Raw genomic sequence first — 17,833 nt, 5'->3', positions numbered from 1 at the left:
TTTCATGGCTCTTAAAAAGTTTCTTGAAGACATCGAGCATCATTTTGAGCCTGGTGGCAAACACGAAAAATGGTTTGCCCTGTACGAAGCTGTAGCAACAGTTTTTTACACCCCAGGTATCGTAACAAATAAAAGCTCGCACGTTCGTGATAGCGTTGACCTAAAACGTATCATGATCATGGTTTGGTTTGCGGTATTCCCAGCAATGTTCTGGGGTATGTACAACGCAGGTGGCCAAGCTATTGCAGCACTTAACCACATGTACGCTGGTGACCAACTAGCGACAGTTATCGCAGGTAACTGGCACTACTGGCTAACAGAAATGCTTGGCGGCACTATCGGTGCGGAAGCGGGTGTTGGCAGTAAGATGCTACTAGGTGCGACTTACTTCCTGCCAATCTACGCAACAGTATTTATTGTTGGTGGCTTCTGGGAAGTGTTGTTCTGTATGGTGCGTAAACACGAAGTTAACGAAGGTTTCTTTGTAACTTCTATCTTATTCGCACTTATCGTTCCACCAACGCTACCTCTATGGCAAGCGGCGCTAGGTATCACATTTGGTGTTGTTGTAGCAAAAGAGATCTTCGGTGGTACAGGTCGTAACTTCCTTAACCCTGCACTTGCAGGTCGTGCATTTCTATTCTTCGCTTACCCAGCGCAAATTTCGGGTGACGTAGTATGGACTGCAGCTGACGGCTTCTCTGGTGCTACTGCTCTTAGCCAATGGGCTCAAGGTGGTAACGGTGCTCTAGTTAACACAGTAACTGGCGCTCCTATCACTTGGATGGACGCGTTCATCGGTAACATCCCTGGTTCAATTGGTGAAGTATCGACTCTAGCTCTAATGATCGGTGCAGCGATGATCGTTTACATGCGAATCGCTTCATGGCGCATCATTGCGGGTGTGATGATCGGTATGATCGCAGTATCGACTCTGTTTAACGTGATCGGTTCTGACACTAATCCAATGTTTAATATGCCATGGCACTGGCACCTAGTTCTAGGTGGTTTTGCATTCGGTATGTTCTTCATGGCAACGGACCCAGTATCAGCGTCATTTACTAGCAAAGGTAAATGGTGGTACGGCATCCTGATTGGTGCAATGTGTGTGATGATCCGTGTAGTTAACCCAGCGTACCCAGAAGGTATGATGCTGGCGATTCTATTCGCGAACCTATTCGCACCTCTGTTCGACCATGTAGTGATTGAGAAGAACATCAAGCGGAGACTAGCACGCTATGGCAAGTAATAACGACAGCATTAAAAAGACGCTGGGTGTTGTTATCGGGTTGAGCCTTGTTTGTTCAATCATCGTATCAACAGCAGCAGTAGGTCTGCGTGATAAGCAAAAAGCTAACGCTGTCCTAGATAAGCAATCAAAGATCGTTGAAGTTGCAGGCATTGACGCAAACGGTAAGAAAGTACCAGAGCTATTTGCTGAGTACATCGAACCTCGTCTAGTAGACCTTGAAACAGGTAACTTTACTGAGGGTAATGCATCTACGTACGATCAACGTGAAGCATCAAAAGATGCAGAACGTTCAATCGCATTGACACCAGAAGAAGACGTAGCTGATATCCGTCGTCGCGCGAATACAGCAGTGGTGTACCTTGTAAAAGATCAAGATGAAGTCCAAAAAGTTATCCTGCCTATGCACGGTAAAGGACTATGGTCGATGATGTATGCCTTTGTAGCCGTTGAAACTGATGGTAATACTGTGTCTGCTATTACTTACTACGAGCAAGGTGAAACTCCTGGACTTGGTGGTGAAGTAGAGAACCCTTCATGGCGCGATCAATTCATTGGCAAGAAATTGTACAATGAAGATCACCAGCCAGCGATTAAGGTCGTGAAAGGCGGCGCACCGCAAGGTTCTGAGCACGGTGTTGATGGCCTATCAGGAGCGACGCTCACTAGTAATGGTGTTCAACACACATTTGACTTCTGGTTAGGTGATATGGGCTTTGGTCCTTTCCTAGCAAAAGTTCGTGACGGAGAACTTAACTAATGTCTAGTGCACAAAACGTTAAAAAGAGCATTCTAGCGCCAGTATTGGATAACAACCCAATCGCGCTACAAGTTCTTGGTGTATGTTCTGCTCTTGCAGTAACAACTAAACTAGAAACAGCTTTTGTAATGACACTAGCGGTAACATTTGTAACTGCGTTGTCTAACTTCTCTGTTTCATTGATCCGTAACCACATTCCTAACAGTGTGCGTATCATTGTTCAGATGGCAATCATCGCATCGTTAGTAATCGTGGTAGACCAAGTGCTAAAAGCTTACCTATACGATATCTCTAAACAGCTATCTGTATTCGTTGGTCTGATTATCACTAACTGTATCGTAATGGGTCGTGCTGAAGCATTCGCAATGAAGTCTGCGCCAGTACCATCTCTTATTGACGGTATTGGTAACGGTCTAGGTTACGGCTTCGTTCTTATCACTGTAGGTTTCTTCCGTGAGCTATTTGGCTCAGGCAAACTATTTGGTCTAGAAGTTCTACCTCTAGTGAGCAACGGTGGTTGGTACCAGCCTAACGGCCTAATGCTACTAGCACCATCAGCATTCTTCCTAATCGGCTTCCTTATCTGGGTAATCCGTATTCTGAAACCAGAACAAGTAGAAGCGAAGGAGTAAGGACGTCATGGAACATTACATTAGTCTGTTAGTTAAATCGATTTTCATCGAAAACATGGCTCTGTCTTTCTTCCTAGGTATGTGTACTTTCCTTGCCGTATCTAAGAAGGTTAAGACCTCTTTCGGCCTAGGTGTTGCAGTTGTGGTAGTTCTGACTATCGCTGTTCCTGTGAACAACCTGGTATACAACCTAGTTCTGAGAGAGAACGCGTTAGTTGAGGGCGTGGACCTTAGCTTCCTAAACTTCATCACCTTTATCGGTGTAATTGCAGCACTTGTACAGATTCTAGAGATGGTCCTAGATCGTTTCTTCCCACCTTTGTACAACGCGCTAGGCATCTTCCTACCGCTGATCACAGTAAACTGTGCAATCTTCGGTGGTGTATCTTTCATGGTACAACGTGACTACAACTTTGCTGAATCGATCGTTTACGGTTTCGGCTCTGGTGTGGGCTGGATGCTAGCAATCGTTGCTCTTGCAGGTATCCGTGAGAAGATGAAGTACTCTGACGTACCTCCAGGTCTACGTGGTCTTGGTATCACATTTATCACTGTAGGTCTTATGGCGTTAGGCTTTATGTCTTTCTCTGGTGTTCAACTGTAAGTCGGGTAAACCGCAACAATTAAGGAATAGTCAATGGACATTATTCTTGGTGTAGTGATGTTTACTCTGATCGTACTTGCACTAGTACTAGTGATTCTTTTCGCTAAGTCTAAGCTTGTACCAACAGGTGACATTACAATTTCTGTGAACGATGACCCTTCTCTGGCGATCGTTACACAACCAGGTGGTAAGCTACTGAGTGCTCTAGCAGGTGCTGGCGTATTCGTATCTTCTGCTTGTGGTGGCGGTGGCTCATGTGGTCAGTGTCGCGTAAAAGTTAAATCAGGTGGTGGCGACATCCTACCAACCGAGCTTGACCATATTACTAAAGGTGAAGCGCGTGAAGGTGAGCGTCTAGCGTGTCAGGTTGCAATGAAAACTGACATGGATATCGAGCTTCCTGAAGAAATCTTCGGCGTTAAGAAGTGGGAATGTACTGTTATCTCTAACGATAACAAAGCGACATTCATCAAAGAGCTTAAGCTACAAATTCCAGATGGCGAATCAGTACCTTTCCGTGCTGGTGGTTACATCCAGATTGAAGCTCCTGCTCACCACGTGAAATACGCAGACTACGATATTCCTGAGGAATACCGTGAAGACTGGGAGAAGTTCAACCTTTTCCGTTACGAGTCTAAAGTTAATGAAGAGACCATTCGTGCATACTCTATGGCTAACTACCCAGAAGAGCACGGTATCATCATGCTTAACGTTCGTATCGCAACTCCGCCGCCGAACAACCCAGACGTACCACCAGGCATCATGTCTTCGTACATCTGGTCTCTAAAAGAAGGCGACAAGTGTACTATTTCTGGTCCATTTGGTGAGTTCTTTGCGAAAGATACAGATGCAGAAATGGTATTCGTTGGTGGTGGTGCTGGTATGGCTCCAATGCGCTCACACATCTTCGACCAACTTAAGCGTCTGCACTCTAAGCGTAAGATGTCTTTCTGGTATGGCGCACGTTCTAAGCGTGAAATGTTCTACGTAGAAGATTTCGATATGCTACAAGCTGAGAATGACAACTTCGTATGGCACTGTGCACTGTCTGATCCACTTCCAGAAGATAACTGGGATGGTTACACTGGCTTTATTCACAACGTTCTTTACGAGAACTACCTACGTGATCACGAAGCGCCAGAAGACTGTGAATACTACATGTGTGGTCCACCTATGATGAACGCTGCTGTAATCGGCATGCTGAAAGATCTAGGTGTAGAGGATGAAAACATCCTACTAGATGACTTCGGTGGTTAATTCCTCCAAGTGATTGAATCTATGGCTAGCTCTCCAAGAGCTAGCCATTATTTTTTATAGACATAAAACTGATATTCAACAGTTGATATAGGTAATCGGATTGAAAGGATTGGTCCTATTTCCCATATCAATTCAACAACATTGGGAGTTAACAAGTGAAAAAGTGGCTTGTTGCATTCGCTTCTCTATTGATTTTGGTTGGCTGTGAGCAGCCTGCAGATCAAATTCATTTAAGTGGCCCTACCATGGGGACTTCTTACAACATCAAGTATATCGAGCAAGATGGTATTCCAACGCCAAAAGCGATGCAGACAGAAATTGATCGCTTATTGGAAGAGGTTAATGACCAAATGTCGACCTATCGTGACGACTCAGAGTTAAGTCGTTTTAATCAGCATCAAACGAGCGAGCCATTTACAGTTTCGACACAAACAGCAACGGTAGTGAAAGAAGCAATTCGCCTTAACGGTCTTACTTTAGGTGCATTGGATGTGACGGTCGGCCCTCTAGTTAACCTGTGGGGGTTTGGTCCAGAAGCTCGTCCAGATGTAGTTCCAACCGATGAAGAACTCGCTTCTCGCAAAGCAAATACCGGTATTCACCACCTATCTGTTGATGGTAATACACTGTCCAAAGATCTTCCTAACTTGTACGTCGACCTATCGACGATTGCGAAAGGTTGGGGGGTTGACGTGGTTGCTGACTACCTTCAATCTGAAGGGGTACAGAACTTTATGGTCGAAGTCGGTGGTGAAATGCGTCTCAAAGGTGTCAATCGTGAAGGTGTGCCTTGGCGTATCGCAATTGAAAAACCGACCGTTGATGAACGTTCAATTCAAGAAATTATTGAACCAGGCGACATGGCAATTGCAACAAGTGGTGACTATCGTAATTACTTTGAGAGTAATGGTGTGAGATACTCTCATATTATTAACCCACGAACAGGCAAACCAATTCATCATAAAGTGGTGTCTGTAACGGTATTAGATAAATCGTCGATGACTGCTGATGGTCTTGCAACTGGTCTTATGGTGCTAGGTGAAGACAAAGGCATGGCAATTGCGAACGAAAATAATATTCCTGTTTTCATGATTGTGAAAACGGAAGATGGTTTTAAAGAGTTGGCTTCGGAAGCATACAAGCCATTCATGAAGAAATAACAACAGAAGTGAGCATGTTTTTATGAATACATTTCTAATTACCTTTGCTGTGTTTGTCGCGGTAATCACTGCAATGGCTGTCGGATACATTTTCCAAAAGAAAGTCGTGAAAGGTAGCTGCGGTGGCCTAGGGGCAGTTGGCATCGAAAAAGTGTGTAATTGTCCAGAACCCTGCGATGCGCGTAAAAAACGTGAAGCGCGCGAGGCTGCGCGTGCTGAGAAATTGGCGGCGTGGGAAAAAGATAGAATTGCTTAGTATTGGTTAATCGTACTAAGAAAGTGATAAAGCTCAGCGTTCTGCTGAGCTTTATTTTTAGGTAGCTAACCAAAACTCAGATGTCCGAGAAAGAGCCTAATACCATGTTTTGTTGTTTCTTTCTCTCATGTTACAGAGCAAGACCACACCGATAGTCATTAGGACGAAGAAATGATTTGGTTACGTCCGTTCTCTTTGGCCATGTAAAGTCGCTCATCCGCCACTTTTATTTGTTGTTCCAGCTCCCCCTCGATGTTGCTTACACCAATACTCGCGGTCACAAGAATGTTTTTGTCCAAATAAGTTATTGGCGTTTTTTCTATGCGCTGTCTCATTTGTTCTAAGCGTGTTAGAAAGCCGTCATAGTCGCCACTGGCTTGAATACAAAACTCCTCGCCACCAAGCCTAGCGACAATATCATTTGGAAAATAGATTTTTAGAATATTCGCTATCATGACTAGCACTGCATCGCCGCCCTCATGTCCGTATGTATCATTTACTTGCTTAAAGAAATCGATATCAAGCATCGCGATGTTTCTTTGAGCGTTTTCTACATGGGGCTGCTCAAACAGAAAGCGGCGGTTCCATAAGCCCGTTAGCGCATCTTGATTTGCCATTTTAAACAGTTCAGATGTTGCGTCTTTGATATCTAACAGTTGGTGAATACGGCAAAAAAATTCTTCTTGATTAAATGGCTTGTATAAAAAGTCATTGGCCCCTGCTTTTAGAAACCTAGCCGTCATGGTCTTAGAGTTACTACCCGACAAGCCGAGAATGGCTAATTGATTTTTATCCCACTTCCGACGTAATTCACGCACCATAGTAATGCCATCTTTAACGGGCATATCATGGTCGGTTAAAACGAGAGTGATATCTGGATTTTGCTCGACAAGCTCTAGGGCTTTTTGCCCATTGTCAGCTTCCAACGTCTGAATATATTGATGCTCCAAAAGTTGGGCAATGTGTCTTCTTACGGTGTGTGAATCATCAACGACTAAACATTTGTGTTGTTGATTGTTGGTTAGTCGCTTGAGGAGTGGTAATAGATAGGAAACGGACGCCATGCTGTCTTTCAAAATATAGTCGAGGACACCTTTTGCAAGCATCTTTTCGCGAGTGTCTTCTTGAAATCGAGCCGTTAAAACAATGACACGATGACCATGTTCCAAAACGAGGTCAATAATCTCGCCATCTTGAGCATCCGGTAAACAATAGTCTAAAACCGCACAGAAGAGGTCCTGTGCTGAAGATAACAAGTTCTTTGCCTCCGCGTAGCTTTCCGCTGCGATGACCTCATAACCAGCTTGGCTTATTGTTTGGCAAAGAAAGTTTTTAAATGCACGACTATCTTCAACAACCAGAATCTTATTACTCAAGCGCAGTCCCCAAAATTAATTGTTTAAAATCAATGATAACTAAAATTAAACTTATCGCCATCAAAAAAACACATGTCAACCAAAAGTAGAACAACTACTCAAATGTTTGACACGCATCCGTTAACATCACATCATTATTCCTGTCTTAGTTATATAATTATGTTTAGCTAACGTAGGGAGAAAGTAGTATGGAAATGCATCAACATGGTATGGCTGAGCTATTTCAACAACTGGGCCTCGGTAGCTCTCCTCAAGAAATGAAAGATTTTATTAATCAACATCGACACAAAAGAGATTCTGCGCCTTTACATGAAGCTAGCTTTTGGACGATGTCACAGGCGAACTTTCTAAAACAAGCCATCGAAGAAGATGCAGATTGGGCCGAATTAGTCGATCAATTGGACGTAATGCTTCGAGATTGACGTTCGCTTAAACACGCCCATTTCTCTTCAGGTAGATTTGATTTATACTGTTTTTTTGAACAGTGCTTTGATGGCTATGTCAGATCGAATTAGAAAAATTATTCATGTCGATATGGATTGTTTTTATGCTGCCGTAGAGATGAGAGATAACCCCAGTTACCGTGGCATTGCACTCGCTGTTGGCGGACATGAAAAGCAGCGTGGAGTGATTAGCACCTGTAATTATGATGCGCGTAAATATGGTGTTCGCAGTGCAATGTCAACGGCGCGCGCGCTGCAACTCTGTCCTCATTTGTTGGTTGTGCCCGGTAGAATGCATGTATATAAGCAAGTCTCTCAGCAGATTCGTGCTATTTTTGAGCGTTATACGCCTATCATTGAACCTCTCTCATTGGATGAAGCATACCTCGATGTCACGGACTCGACAGCTTGCCGTGGCTCCGCTACGTTGATCGCAGAGTCAATTCGCCGCGATATCTGGAGTGAACTTGGGTTGACGGCATCGGCGGGCATTGCTCCGATAAAGTTTCTTGCCAAGGTCGCGTCAGACATGAACAAGCCCAACGGTCAGTTTGTGATTCCGCCAGAGAAAGTCCAAGAGGTTATCGATAGTCTTCCGCTAGAGAACATTCCTGGTGTGGGGAAGGTGAGTCTTGAGAAGCTCCACCAAGCCGGTTTTTATCGATGTGAGGACATTAAAAACAGTGACTATCGAGAGTTGTTGAGGCAGTTTGGTCGTCAGGGTGCCTCCTTATGGCAGCGAAGCCATGGAATTGATAATCGAGAAGTCGTTGTTGAGCGCGAGAGAAAGTCCGTCGGTGTGGAAAGGACATTCAGCCAGAACATCGCAACCTATGATGAATGTTGGCAAGTGATTGAGGAGAAACTTTATCCTGAACTCGAGAAACGTTTAGAGCGTGCAAGCCCAGATAAGTCGATTATTAAACAAGGTATTAAAGTCAAATTTGCCGACTTTCAACTGACAACAATTGAGCACATCCATCCGCAATTAGAGCTTGAGGACTTCAAGATCTTGCTAAGAGATATTCTTAAACGCCAAAATGGACGGGAAATTCGCCTTTTAGGCTTGAACGTGATGCTCAAGCCCGAAGACCAAGCGCGTCAATTGAGCTTTTTTTAGGCCCTTACCGTTTCTACCTGCGTTAATACCTGCTCAAAACTTACATTTGCCATTGCACCATAACCTGCTAGCTTTGAGGCTTTTAGCTGGCTAATCAAAGGAGTGCTGATTCCGCACAAGAAGCGAGCAACGGCATCATTACTGATGGCCGATGGGGAAAGCTGAATAAACTCCCGCGCCCATATCGATACTTGAGATTGTTCAATATCTTCAGGTTCTGGTGCTGTGAATGTGGCGACGTGACCACGACACACGGAGCAGTGACCACATTGCTTTGGTGCATCGTGATCCGCAAAGTAGTTCGCCAATTGTGAGCTCAAACAGTGCTCGGACTGGAACAAGTGCAGCATGGTGTGGATTCTTTCGATATCTTTGCTTTCTTTGGATTGGAACAGTTCATACAGTTGTTGGATTAAAACATCCGAGCTCTGTTTGGTTGGCATAACTGAGTACACGTCCGTCAGTTGTTTGCTCTCTAGTTCTATCCAGCCGTTCTGGTGAAAATAGTCGAGCGCTGCGACAACTCGGCTGCGTTCCGATTGATAGTTCATCCATAGCGCTTCTAGATCAACTTGGCACCACACTTTGGCTTTTTGTGAGCAGGAAAAAATAGCCTCCACAAATTGACGTCGCTCGCCTTGAAATTGATTCACAATAAATTGCTGATCGTGCAAAAACTTAAACCGATATTCCGCAAAGTAACTGTACTTTGCTTCAATGACGTTATGTAGCTCCAAATAAACCAACAAGGTTTTGAGTGGCAATTGGCGGATATTACTTTCACGCGACAAACGCAGTGGCACTACCTCCCATTGTGGAGCATGTTCTTTCGCTTGCTCGACTACATAGTTAATTGACGTAAATTCTGGTGTGTCACCATAGACAAAATTCTCCAACACCGTTAGGCCGGACGTATTGCCTAGCAGAATGCACTCCGAGCGTTGCCCGTCCCTGCCTGCACGTCCAATCTCTTGTGCGTAGTTCTCGATTGATTTGGGTAAGTCGAAGTGAATGACGCGTCGAATATCAGATTTATCGACCCCCATACCAAATGCAATCGTTGCAACAATACAGTCAATTTGGCCATCCATGAACTGCTGTTGGATTTGTTCACGAACGTCGCTTTTCATGCCAGCGTGGTATGCGTGAGCGTTAATGCCAATATGGATTAATGACTTTGCTACTCGTTCTGCTGTTTGCTGCTGCGTCACGTATACGATGGTCGGAAGCTTAGGTGAAGAGGCGATGATCTCACTGAGCTGTTCTTGTTTCTTTGTTTCCTCACACGGGATCACCGAGATATCCAGATTAGAGCGGTAGAAGCCTGTAACGGTAATATGTTCACTGGAAATATCGAACTTTTTTTGCATGTCTTCAATAACTGCAGGCGTTGCCGTTGCGGTGAGAAGTAAAGACTGTGGGATGTTCAGTTCACGTTGATATTGCGGTAGTTTGAGATAATCTGGACGAAAGTTATGCCCCCATTCGGAAATACAGTGCGCTTCATCAATGACCATCAAAGAAATCGGTACTTGGCGAATGAATTCACGAAAACGCTCATTTTTTAGTCGCTCAACAGAAATCATCAAGATTTTGATTTGTCCATTCTTCACGCCAGCCATGACCTGTTGTGCTTCTTCTCTACTTTGACTGCTATCGATAGAAGCGGCCGCGATTCCTTTACTTTGTAAAAAGCTCAGTTGATCCTTCATTAACGCCAACAACGGAGAGATCACCAACGTAAGGTTGGGTAATATGGTTGCAGGTAGTTGATAACAGAGTGACTTCCCCGAGCCTGTAGGAAAGATTGCCGCAGCAGAGTAACCATTCATAACGGCTTCAATAACGGGTTGCTGACCTTGGCGTAATGAGTCAAAACCAAATACAGATTGAAGTGTTTGATGCAGCGAGTCACTTTGCATAATAGGGAAACCTTTCTTTGATGGTAAACTTGGCTACATTAACACACCCCGAATACTAAACGCGCGTCCTAAAAGTATGAACAAAGCTGACTTAGTCCAAATTATCATCCAACATCTGGAAGAAAAACTTCAAGTTGCCCATTCATCGGCTCAGCGAGCTATCGATGCCGCCACAGATGAAGAAACTGTTCCCGAGCACAAGTACGATACATTGGCACTTGAAGCCGCGTATCTTGCTCATGGACAAGCCATGCGAATTCAAGATAGTGAAGAGGAGTTGCGTCAATATCGTTCTTTAGTGACTCGTAACTTTAAGAATGCGCCTGTTGGTGTTGGTGCTTACGTTGTTCTCGCAGATGAGAATTTGATCGAAAAGCACTTCTTTGTAGGCCCTTGCTCTGGTGGTTTGACTGTTCAATATCAGACTCTGGAAGTCTTTGTCTTAACAGCCAAATCTCCTCTGGGTCGAGCGTTGTTCGGGAAAGAAGAGGGTGATGAGGTTGACGTGAAAATAGGAGATAAAACAACTTGTTACGAAGTCGTGACGATTTGCTGACATCTCATGTATCACTCAGTGTTATGTTTAACACGAGTAATGTTAAATAAAAGAGAATGACATGAAAAAGCTTTTTACACTCTCATTGCTGATGGTCAGTGCTACTGGTTATGCAGCGCAGTGTCGTGTGGACATCAATAATGAAGTCCGTATGGATGGGCAAAGCTTGGAAATTCGCCAAACGACAGGTGATAAAGCTGTCGTGGATGAGGATAACAACCTCTTCATCAAAGGTGAGCTAATTGAACTCAATGCCGACCAAAAAGCGGCAATTGAAGACTATCGCGAAAAAATGAACGCGTATATTCCACAAGCAAAGCAATTGGCGAGTGATGGTTTAGCGCTTGCGAATGATATTATTGATGATGTTGCGGAAAGCCTCGATGCACCTGGTGCGTTTGATAATGTAAAAGTCGCAGTAAAGGACTTTTTCGCAGATGTTGAATCACGTTACTACAAAGATGGTGATTTCATCCTGCCTGCGGAAAGTTTTGAGTCCATGACACAAGGGTGGACTGAAGACTTTGCAAAAGCACAAGAGATCTTCAATAAAGAGTTTTTAGCCAGTTCGTTGGATGCTTTATCGAAAAAAATGAAGGAAGAGGGAGGGATAAACCTCACTGCATTATCAGAGAGTATGGCTGAACTCAGCGCGAAAGTAGAAGAGCGTTTAGCCGAGCATTCGAAAGAGGTAGAACAACAAGCAGAAGACTTGTGCGATTCGCTGGATGACATGGCAGGGCAAGAAAACGATCTGTTGAAGAAAATCCCTGAGCTAAAAGATTACCGAGTATTTACGATTTAATTACTCATTAAAAAGCAAAAACTCGATGAGATAAAGAAAGAGAGCACTATTGTGCTCTCTTTGCGTTTTACTCGCTTATTCTTTGATAGCTTATTGCGCATTCATCTCGGTGAGCTTATCGCCGACAGGTTTTGAGAAGTTAAAGCCATCATGCTGATCCCAGTTGATAGACCATGTCATTACTCCTGCATAATTCGGGTAATGGTACGCTGGTTTAACGGTGCCACATGAAGTGCCTTTGGTTAAACAATCTAGTGCGTTGATAATATTCTGTGTTGGAGCCTGCCCTGAATTTGCCGAGCTAGGACCTGAAGGTAAACCGATTGCGACTTGATCATCGCGCAATGGTGCAAATTGAGTGCCGTCGGCCAACTCAAAACCTTCGATAAGCATTTTAGATTGCGCTACCATCATATCCACAGAGCCTTCTGGTGCACTGCCTGGCAGGTATGGGTTTGGCAAACCGCCGTTGTTATATAACTGGACGTGAAGCAAGTCGAGCGTGCTGCGTGTCTCGTTTATCACAGGAATGTAAGCTCCCCAAATACCGCTGTAAGCCACATAGCCGCCTTGAACATAAGGGTGCTCAGGCGCCATGGTTAGGTACATATCTCCACCCATGTTTTGCTCTATTTGAAGCAAAGCACGACCAAGGCGAGCTTGAATTTGCGAGCCATGAACTAAGTTAGAACCACTCTCTAAATCCACATCTAGACCATCAAAGCCCCACTCAGCGATAAGACCTGTTAGGCTAGAGACAAAGTTGGCTTCATCTTGGTCGGTATTCAGCGTAATCGTGCCTTCTGCGCCGCCAAGAGAGAGAACAAACTTCTTACCTTTAGCTTGAAGCGCTGCCATGTCCTGCTTGAATTGTGTTGGATCGAGTGCTGGACAATCGCTGTAAATATCGCCTGAATATAGATTAAAGTGCACAGTGCCATCACTGTTGCGATCATTTTCAGCAAAGGCAATATCAATCACATCCCAAGCATCTGCCATATCTGCTAGACGAATTGGACAGCCCGCACCATTTACAAAATTGTGCCAGTAACCGATGAGTTTATGGCGTTTCTCTACTTGCTCAACCACCGTTATTGCTGCGGCGTCAGACAGTGCATTGCTTCCTGACAAATCCACAGCTTGGGCGCTAACTGTAAAGTTACCAAGTGCAGTTGGTGTCCAGTTGGCTGTGTAAGGTGCTGTGGTATCGGTTGCAACAATAGAGCCGTTGATCATGAAATCAACGTGTTTAATGCCTGAAGTTAAAGACGTTGCATCGGCGCTTAATGCGAGACTTTTGCCTAATCCGACGGTTTGACCGCTGCTTGGTGAAGTCAGAGAGACGACCAAATCTTTATCGCTGACTTCCACACCAACCAGGGACTCTGACGTGTTGTTATCATTATCGGTTGCGACGGCTTTAAGCTGGTTAGCGCCAATAAGTGTGGCGTTCCAAGTAACGGAATATGGTGCTTGAGTGGTGACCCCTAAGCTGGTGTTGTTCGCAAAAAACTCAACTTGCGTGACTGTGCCATCAGCATCGCTTGCGTTTGCCGTGATTTCGTTATTGCTGCCAGCGAGCACGACTTGTCCATCCGTTGGTGCCGTAATGGTAACTTGCGGTGGTGTCGAACAAGCACCTAGGCCACTCCAAGCATCTTGCCAGTATAGCCCTTCACCAGGCTCGTAAGCCCATGTCGCATCCGAGGAGCACCAACCAGCAACATCACAACGATATTTTTGGTTGAAGTGAGAAATCAGGTCGCCAGCTTGATAACTTGTGCCTGCCACATAAGGTACTGCATCTGCACATCCGCCCGTTCCGGTTTCTGAATTACTAATAACCAGCGCTACTTCTTGGCTCATCGTTGCGAGGTTTGTATCATCAGTCGCTTGTGCTTTGAACGAGTATGTACCTGGACTAGCGGTCCATTGATATTCGTAAGGTGCGCTAGTATCAATGGCGACAGATTGATTGTTTACGAAGAACTCAACTTGTGTGACCACACCATCAATATCGTCAGCTTGAGCGGCTACGGTTAGGTTATCGCCTACATTAAGCACTTCTGTGCCTACTGGGCTTGTCAATGAAATGCTTGGTGGCGGTAATTCGACTTGTGGTTGAACTTGGATAGAAATCGTCGTGGTGCTAACAGCTCCCTCATTATCTGTCGCAATTGCGGTCAATTGCGAGATCCCTTCAATAGCTGTCCAAGAAGCTTCGAATGGTGCTTGAGTTACCACAGCAACGGTTTGGTTGCCTGCAACAAACTCAATTTGTGTGATTTGGCCATCTTCGTCAGCTGCGTTGGCTAACAAAGTGATCGCACTGCCTTCGGGAATTTGTGCGTTGTTTATTGGAGAGGAGAACGACACCGTTGGTGATAAATTGTTGCTTCCACCATCACATTGCCCTAACGCTTTCCATGCTTCCCAAGATCCTGAGTTGGTCACGGGATCATTGCCTTGCGTCCAATATGCAGCCTCATAAGCGGCTCCTTGCGTTTTTACTAAAGCGCCCGATGTATAAGTCGCAGTGCTGTCCCAGTCGGGTAAACTTTGACAGTTATAGGCTTGAGCTTGGTAGCTGGCGCTGAGTGCTACAACCATCGCTCCGTGAAGTAGGGTGACCTTCATTTTCCTCTCCTTGAATCATGGGTATAAATGAGAACAGAGTAATAACTAGCTGATAAATAGACATTAGGGGGAAAAAGCGAAGCACAATATTCTGCTTTTCGACACAGTATCACGAGGAACAGTTCGTCCCTTACACCAGAGCTCATTATTTTTCGGCTCACTTCACGGCAGAAGGATTGGTAAAATTCAGCCACGTAAAACGAACAACAGTCGCGAGGCTTTTGAGCGATGAATATGAGATGTACGTTAAAATTTACAAGCTGAATGACTACAAATTGTTTCAACTGTCGAGGATTTAACCGAGGTGCTCTTGTTGAATAGTGAATATTGCTATAGTGTACTAGTTAGCTAGTTCAATGATATTTTTGTGTGAGTAGTATGACACAGCAAACCTCTTCTCAGCCTCGCGAGCATTTTGGCTCTCGTCTCGGGTTCATCTTAGCTGCCGCAGGTGCCGCAGTTGGCCTTGGCAATATTTGGGGCTTCCCAACTCAAGCAGCCAGTAATGGTGGCGGTGCTTTCCTGTTAGTTTATTTGGTGATGATTCTTATCGTCGCATTTCCGATGCTGGTGGTTGAAATGGCGATTGGTCGCCATGGTCAAGCCAACCCTGTAGACAGTATGCGTGCAATCACAGATAACCCTGCCGGTAAAAAGCTCGGCGGCATTGTGGGTTGGATTGGTTTAAGCGTACCAAGCGCTGTCTTAGCGTTTTATTCAATTGTTGGTGGTTGGTTGATCTGCTTTTTACTGGGTGCAATCACAGATCTAATGGGGTTAGAAGCTGCAACTCAATGGCTAAAGGGCTTTAGTGTTGAACGTAACTTGTTCGGAACCATTACTTTTTATGTACTGACGATTCTCATCGTACAAGGTGGCGTAAAACAAGGTATTGAGAAGTGGTCCACACGTTTGATGCCAGCATTGTTTGTTTTGTTTGCTCTGCTATTTGCTTACATCATGACGCAAAACGGTGCGATGGAAGGTCTGAAACATTACCTAGTGCCGGATTTTGAAAAGGTATGGGACCGCAAGTTGATTCTTGCTGCAATGGGGCAGGGCTTCTTCTCGCTTACGATCGGTGGCTGTTCAATGCTGATTTATGGCTCTTACTTGAGTAAGAAAGAGAACCTACCAAAGATGGCGATGAACGTGACCATGGTAGATACTGCCGTTGCTTTCATTGCAGGATTAGTGGTGATGCCAGCGATGTTTGTGGCAATGCAAAAAGGCGTTCAGATCTATGCAGAAGATGGCTCTCTATTAAGCTCTGATACGTTGGTATTTACCGTATTGCCATTGATGTTTGATAGCTTAGGTTTGCTTGGTCAATTGTTCTCTATTGTGTTCTTCTTATTGCTGACGATTGCGGCGCTAACGTCCTCCATTTCAATGTTAGAGTGTCCAGTGGCTTTAGTGAGTGAGCGCTTCAATACTAAGCGCAGCGCAACGAGCTGGGTTTTAGGTGGTCTCATTGCCTTGTTCAGTGTGGTGATTGTTTATAACTTTGGCGCTCTGTTTGGTATGGTCGCGACGGTTGCTACTCAGTATCTACAACCAACCGCTGCGCTCTTATTCTGCTTATTTGGTGGTTGGGTATGGAATCGCAACTCAAAAATCAAAGAGCTTGAGCAAGGTTGCCCGGAGTTTACGCAAGGTTGGTTTGGTAAGTTATGGCCTGCGTATGTGAAGTTTGTATGTCCAATTCTTGTGGCGACAGTCATCTGGGCTTCATTTGGCTAACCGAGACGCCTATCGAATAAAAGAAAAGGGCTTGATGGTAACTCATCAAGCCCTTTTTCATATTGGTTATTCTCGTTTCGGTTATCCGCCAAGCATGGTGTGGATTAACGGAATTGTCCTGCTTCTGGAAGAAAGTCAAAACCAGCAGAAGCCAGTTTTGTCTCCAGTGCTGTGCGTTCGATATCGAAGAAAGCCACCAGTTTATCTAAGTCACCACCGAAGTCGTCGCGTAGCTTCATATTCACAATGCTCATCAGCATGACAGGATCCATGGATTCAAAGTTCGCTAGATTCATTACTTATCCTCAAAATCTGAAATCAGTAGGTTTGCCGCAGCAAATGCCGCTTTTTCACGCACTTCTTTAGGCAGGGACTCATCCGCTGCAACATCGTTCAGTGCTTTAACTGCACATGAAATTGCTTGGGGAATATAAGCTTGATCGCCACTACCAATCTGAGCATAAAGCTCACGAACCAGTTCACAACAGCCGTATACTTGCATGTTTCTTTCCACTAAATGATAACTTATCTCAATATACACACAGCGGATTTGAAACTCAAAGTACAGAGTTGTTTTGGCTCAAGTTGAAGGTTTGCTTGAGCGAGATTTAATCACTGCATTTGTGCTTCTAACTGCTGAGTGACTTCTGGTGAAAGTTGAAGTTGTTTTGCTAGTTCTTGCAGATACGCTTTTTCCATAAAGTTTTGTTCATCAGCGACGATCAAAGACGCTAGGTAAATTTCTGACGCTTGTTGAGGAGAGGTCGCCTGATTAGCAATTTCAGCAGGATCAAGCGGTTTGTTTAACTCTTGCTGAACGAGGTGACAAACGTGCTCATCTGCGCCCATATCCGCGAGAGCTTGTTCAATGCGAGCCATTTCCTCTTCATCAACGTGACCATCAGCTTTTGCAGCTCCAATCATTGCTTTTAAAATTAAGACACTGTGTTTGCTGTCATCGGGGTCAAAGGTTTCTTGAACACCTTGACCGGATTGCTTGGCTTGCCAGTCGTTATACACTTTGTAGGCCAAGGCTCCAAGCGCAGCTGCGCCACCGACTTTTAATGCGCTTGACCCTATTTTTTTAGTCATTTTTTTACTTTTCTTTGAGCCCATCAACATACCGATGAGGCCTCCGCCTACAGCACCTGCTCCTAGCGTTTTTAGGCTACTTGAATTTGATGAGGATTTGATGTTGTTGGTTTGTTTGCCCAATGCATCTGCACCTTGCTTAAGTAAATCTGATTTGAGTGCTTGGTTTAGAAGACTTTTTAAATCCATAACTGACCTCCTTTAGATGATGAAATCAGTTT

18 protein-coding genes are annotated in these 17,833 nt (G+C 44.7%); 12 read left to right on the top strand and 6 right to left on the bottom strand.

The genetic code is table 11. The features are described from left to right. The first annotated feature begins 4 nt into the window (after positions 1-4). The 7 genes from R7P69_RS19375 to nqrM all read left to right on the top strand — a co-directional run bounded on the left by R7P69_RS19375 (position 5) and on the right by nqrM (position 5,918). Positions 5-1,249, top strand: a complete 1,245-nt coding sequence (locus R7P69_RS19375; RefSeq protein WP_005380265.1) for an NADH:ubiquinone reductase (Na(+)-transporting) subunit B — start codon at positions 5-7, stop codon at positions 1,247-1,249. Further along, positions 1,239-2,009 (top strand): Na(+)-translocating NADH-quinone reductase subunit C, encoded by a 771-nt coding sequence (locus R7P69_RS19370; RefSeq protein WP_005380267.1) that lies wholly within the window; start codon positions 1,239-1,241, stop codon positions 2,007-2,009. The genes R7P69_RS19375 and R7P69_RS19370 overlap by 11 nt, the downstream gene beginning before the upstream one ends. Next, complete coding sequence (locus R7P69_RS19365; protein ID WP_005380269.1) at positions 2,009-2,641, top strand: NADH:ubiquinone reductase (Na(+)-transporting) subunit D; 633 nt, start codon at positions 2,009-2,011, stop codon at positions 2,639-2,641. Before R7P69_RS19370 ends, R7P69_RS19365 begins: the two co-directional genes overlap by 1 nt. A gap of 7 nt (positions 2,642-2,648) precedes the next feature. After that, positions 2,649-3,245, top strand: coding sequence for an NADH:ubiquinone reductase (Na(+)-transporting) subunit E (nqrE, locus tag R7P69_RS19360; RefSeq protein WP_005380270.1), 597 nt, complete (start codon positions 2,649-2,651; stop codon positions 3,243-3,245). 33 nt (positions 3,246-3,278) lie between these two features. Continuing rightward, complete coding sequence (nqrF, locus tag R7P69_RS19355; RefSeq protein ID WP_005380271.1) at positions 3,279-4,502, top strand: NADH:ubiquinone reductase (Na(+)-transporting) subunit F; 1,224 nt, start codon at positions 3,279-3,281, stop codon at positions 4,500-4,502. Positions 4,503-4,657: 155 nt separating this feature from the next. Further along, positions 4,658-5,662 carry an FAD:protein FMN transferase gene (locus tag R7P69_RS19350; protein ID WP_238952090.1) on the top strand — a complete coding sequence of 335 codons (1,005 nt, stop codon included), beginning with the start codon at positions 4,658-4,660 and terminating at the stop codon, positions 5,660-5,662. Between the two features lie 22 nt (positions 5,663-5,684). Then, complete coding sequence (gene nqrM / locus R7P69_RS19345) at positions 5,685-5,918, top strand: (Na+)-NQR maturation NqrM (RefSeq protein ID WP_005380273.1); 234 nt, start codon at positions 5,685-5,687, stop codon at positions 5,916-5,918. 158 nt (positions 5,919-6,076) lie between these two features. Here nqrM and R7P69_RS19340 read toward each other — a convergent pair whose 3' ends face one another. Further along, complete coding sequence (locus R7P69_RS19340; protein ID WP_042521393.1) at positions 6,077-7,294, bottom strand: diguanylate cyclase; 1,218 nt, start codon at positions 7,292-7,294, stop codon at positions 6,077-6,079. 188 nt (positions 7,295-7,482) lie between these two features. Between R7P69_RS19340 and R7P69_RS19335 the strand changes: the two genes are divergently transcribed. Together R7P69_RS19335 and dinB are read left to right on the top strand one after the other, a co-directional pair. Beyond that, entirely contained in the window at positions 7,483-7,716 is a 234-nt protein-coding gene (locus tag R7P69_RS19335; protein ID WP_005380277.1) for a DUF2789 domain-containing protein, read from the top strand. A 76-nt stretch (positions 7,717-7,792) separates the two neighbouring features. Further along, entirely contained in the window at positions 7,793-8,857 is a 1,065-nt protein-coding gene (gene dinB / locus R7P69_RS19330) for a DNA polymerase IV (RefSeq protein WP_025768236.1), read from the top strand. On the opposite strand, the gene R7P69_RS19325 is transcribed toward dinB, so the two are convergent. Beyond that, positions 8,854-10,779 carry an ATP-dependent DNA helicase RecQ gene (locus R7P69_RS19325; RefSeq protein ID WP_005380279.1) on the bottom strand — a complete coding sequence of 642 codons (1,926 nt, stop codon included), beginning with the start codon at positions 10,777-10,779 and terminating at the stop codon, positions 8,854-8,856. The genes dinB and R7P69_RS19325 overlap by 4 nt on opposite strands. Before the next feature lie 76 nt (positions 10,780-10,855). Here R7P69_RS19325 and R7P69_RS19320 point away from each other — a divergent pair, with 76 nt between their 5' ends. Both R7P69_RS19320 and R7P69_RS19315 read left to right on the top strand, forming a co-directional pair. Continuing rightward, a complete protein-coding gene (locus R7P69_RS19320; RefSeq protein WP_005380280.1) occupies positions 10,856-11,335 on the top strand; it encodes a GreA/GreB family elongation factor in 480 nt (159 codons plus the stop codon). A 61-nt stretch (positions 11,336-11,396) separates the two neighbouring features. Beyond that, complete coding sequence (locus R7P69_RS19315) at positions 11,397-12,140, top strand: YggN family protein (RefSeq protein ID WP_005380283.1); 744 nt, start codon at positions 11,397-11,399, stop codon at positions 12,138-12,140. Between the two features lie 90 nt (positions 12,141-12,230). On the opposite strand, the gene R7P69_RS19310 is transcribed toward R7P69_RS19315, so the two are convergent. Next, a complete protein-coding gene (locus R7P69_RS19310; protein WP_238952089.1) occupies positions 12,231-14,777 on the bottom strand; it encodes an Ig-like domain-containing protein in 2,547 nt (848 codons plus the stop codon). Between the two features lie 378 nt (positions 14,778-15,155). Between R7P69_RS19310 and R7P69_RS19305 the strand changes: the two genes are divergently transcribed. After that, positions 15,156-16,520, top strand: coding sequence for a sodium-dependent transporter (locus R7P69_RS19305; protein ID WP_005391763.1), 1,365 nt, complete (start codon positions 15,156-15,158; stop codon positions 16,518-16,520). Between the two features lie 104 nt (positions 16,521-16,624). Here R7P69_RS19305 and R7P69_RS19300 read toward each other — a convergent pair whose 3' ends face one another. The 3 genes from R7P69_RS19300 to R7P69_RS19290 form a co-directional block, all read right to left on the bottom strand. Further along, entirely contained in the window at positions 16,625-16,816 is a 192-nt protein-coding gene (locus tag R7P69_RS19300; RefSeq protein ID WP_005380289.1) for a DUF4250 domain-containing protein, read from the bottom strand. Continuing rightward, the gene (locus tag R7P69_RS19295; RefSeq protein WP_005391765.1) at positions 16,816-17,022 is read right to left on the bottom strand and encodes a YaeP family protein; all 207 of its coding nucleotides are present in this window, start codon (positions 17,020-17,022) and stop codon (positions 16,816-16,818) included. The genes R7P69_RS19300 and R7P69_RS19295 overlap by 1 nt, the downstream gene beginning before the upstream one ends. A gap of 110 nt (positions 17,023-17,132) precedes the next feature. Then, the gene (locus R7P69_RS19290; protein ID WP_238952088.1) at positions 17,133-17,801 is read right to left on the bottom strand and encodes a tellurite resistance TerB family protein; all 669 of its coding nucleotides are present in this window, start codon (positions 17,799-17,801) and stop codon (positions 17,133-17,135) included. Positions 17,802-17,833 lie beyond the last annotated feature (32 nt).

Origin of the sequence: Vibrio sp. 661 (genome assembly GCF_033339315.1) — a bacterium.
Classification (GTDB): Bacteria; Pseudomonadota; Gammaproteobacteria; order Enterobacterales; family Vibrionaceae; genus Vibrio; species Vibrio alginolyticus.
The sequence above is the reverse complement of the archived record's forward strand: the minus strand, read 5'-3'. Positions and strand labels throughout refer to the sequence as shown.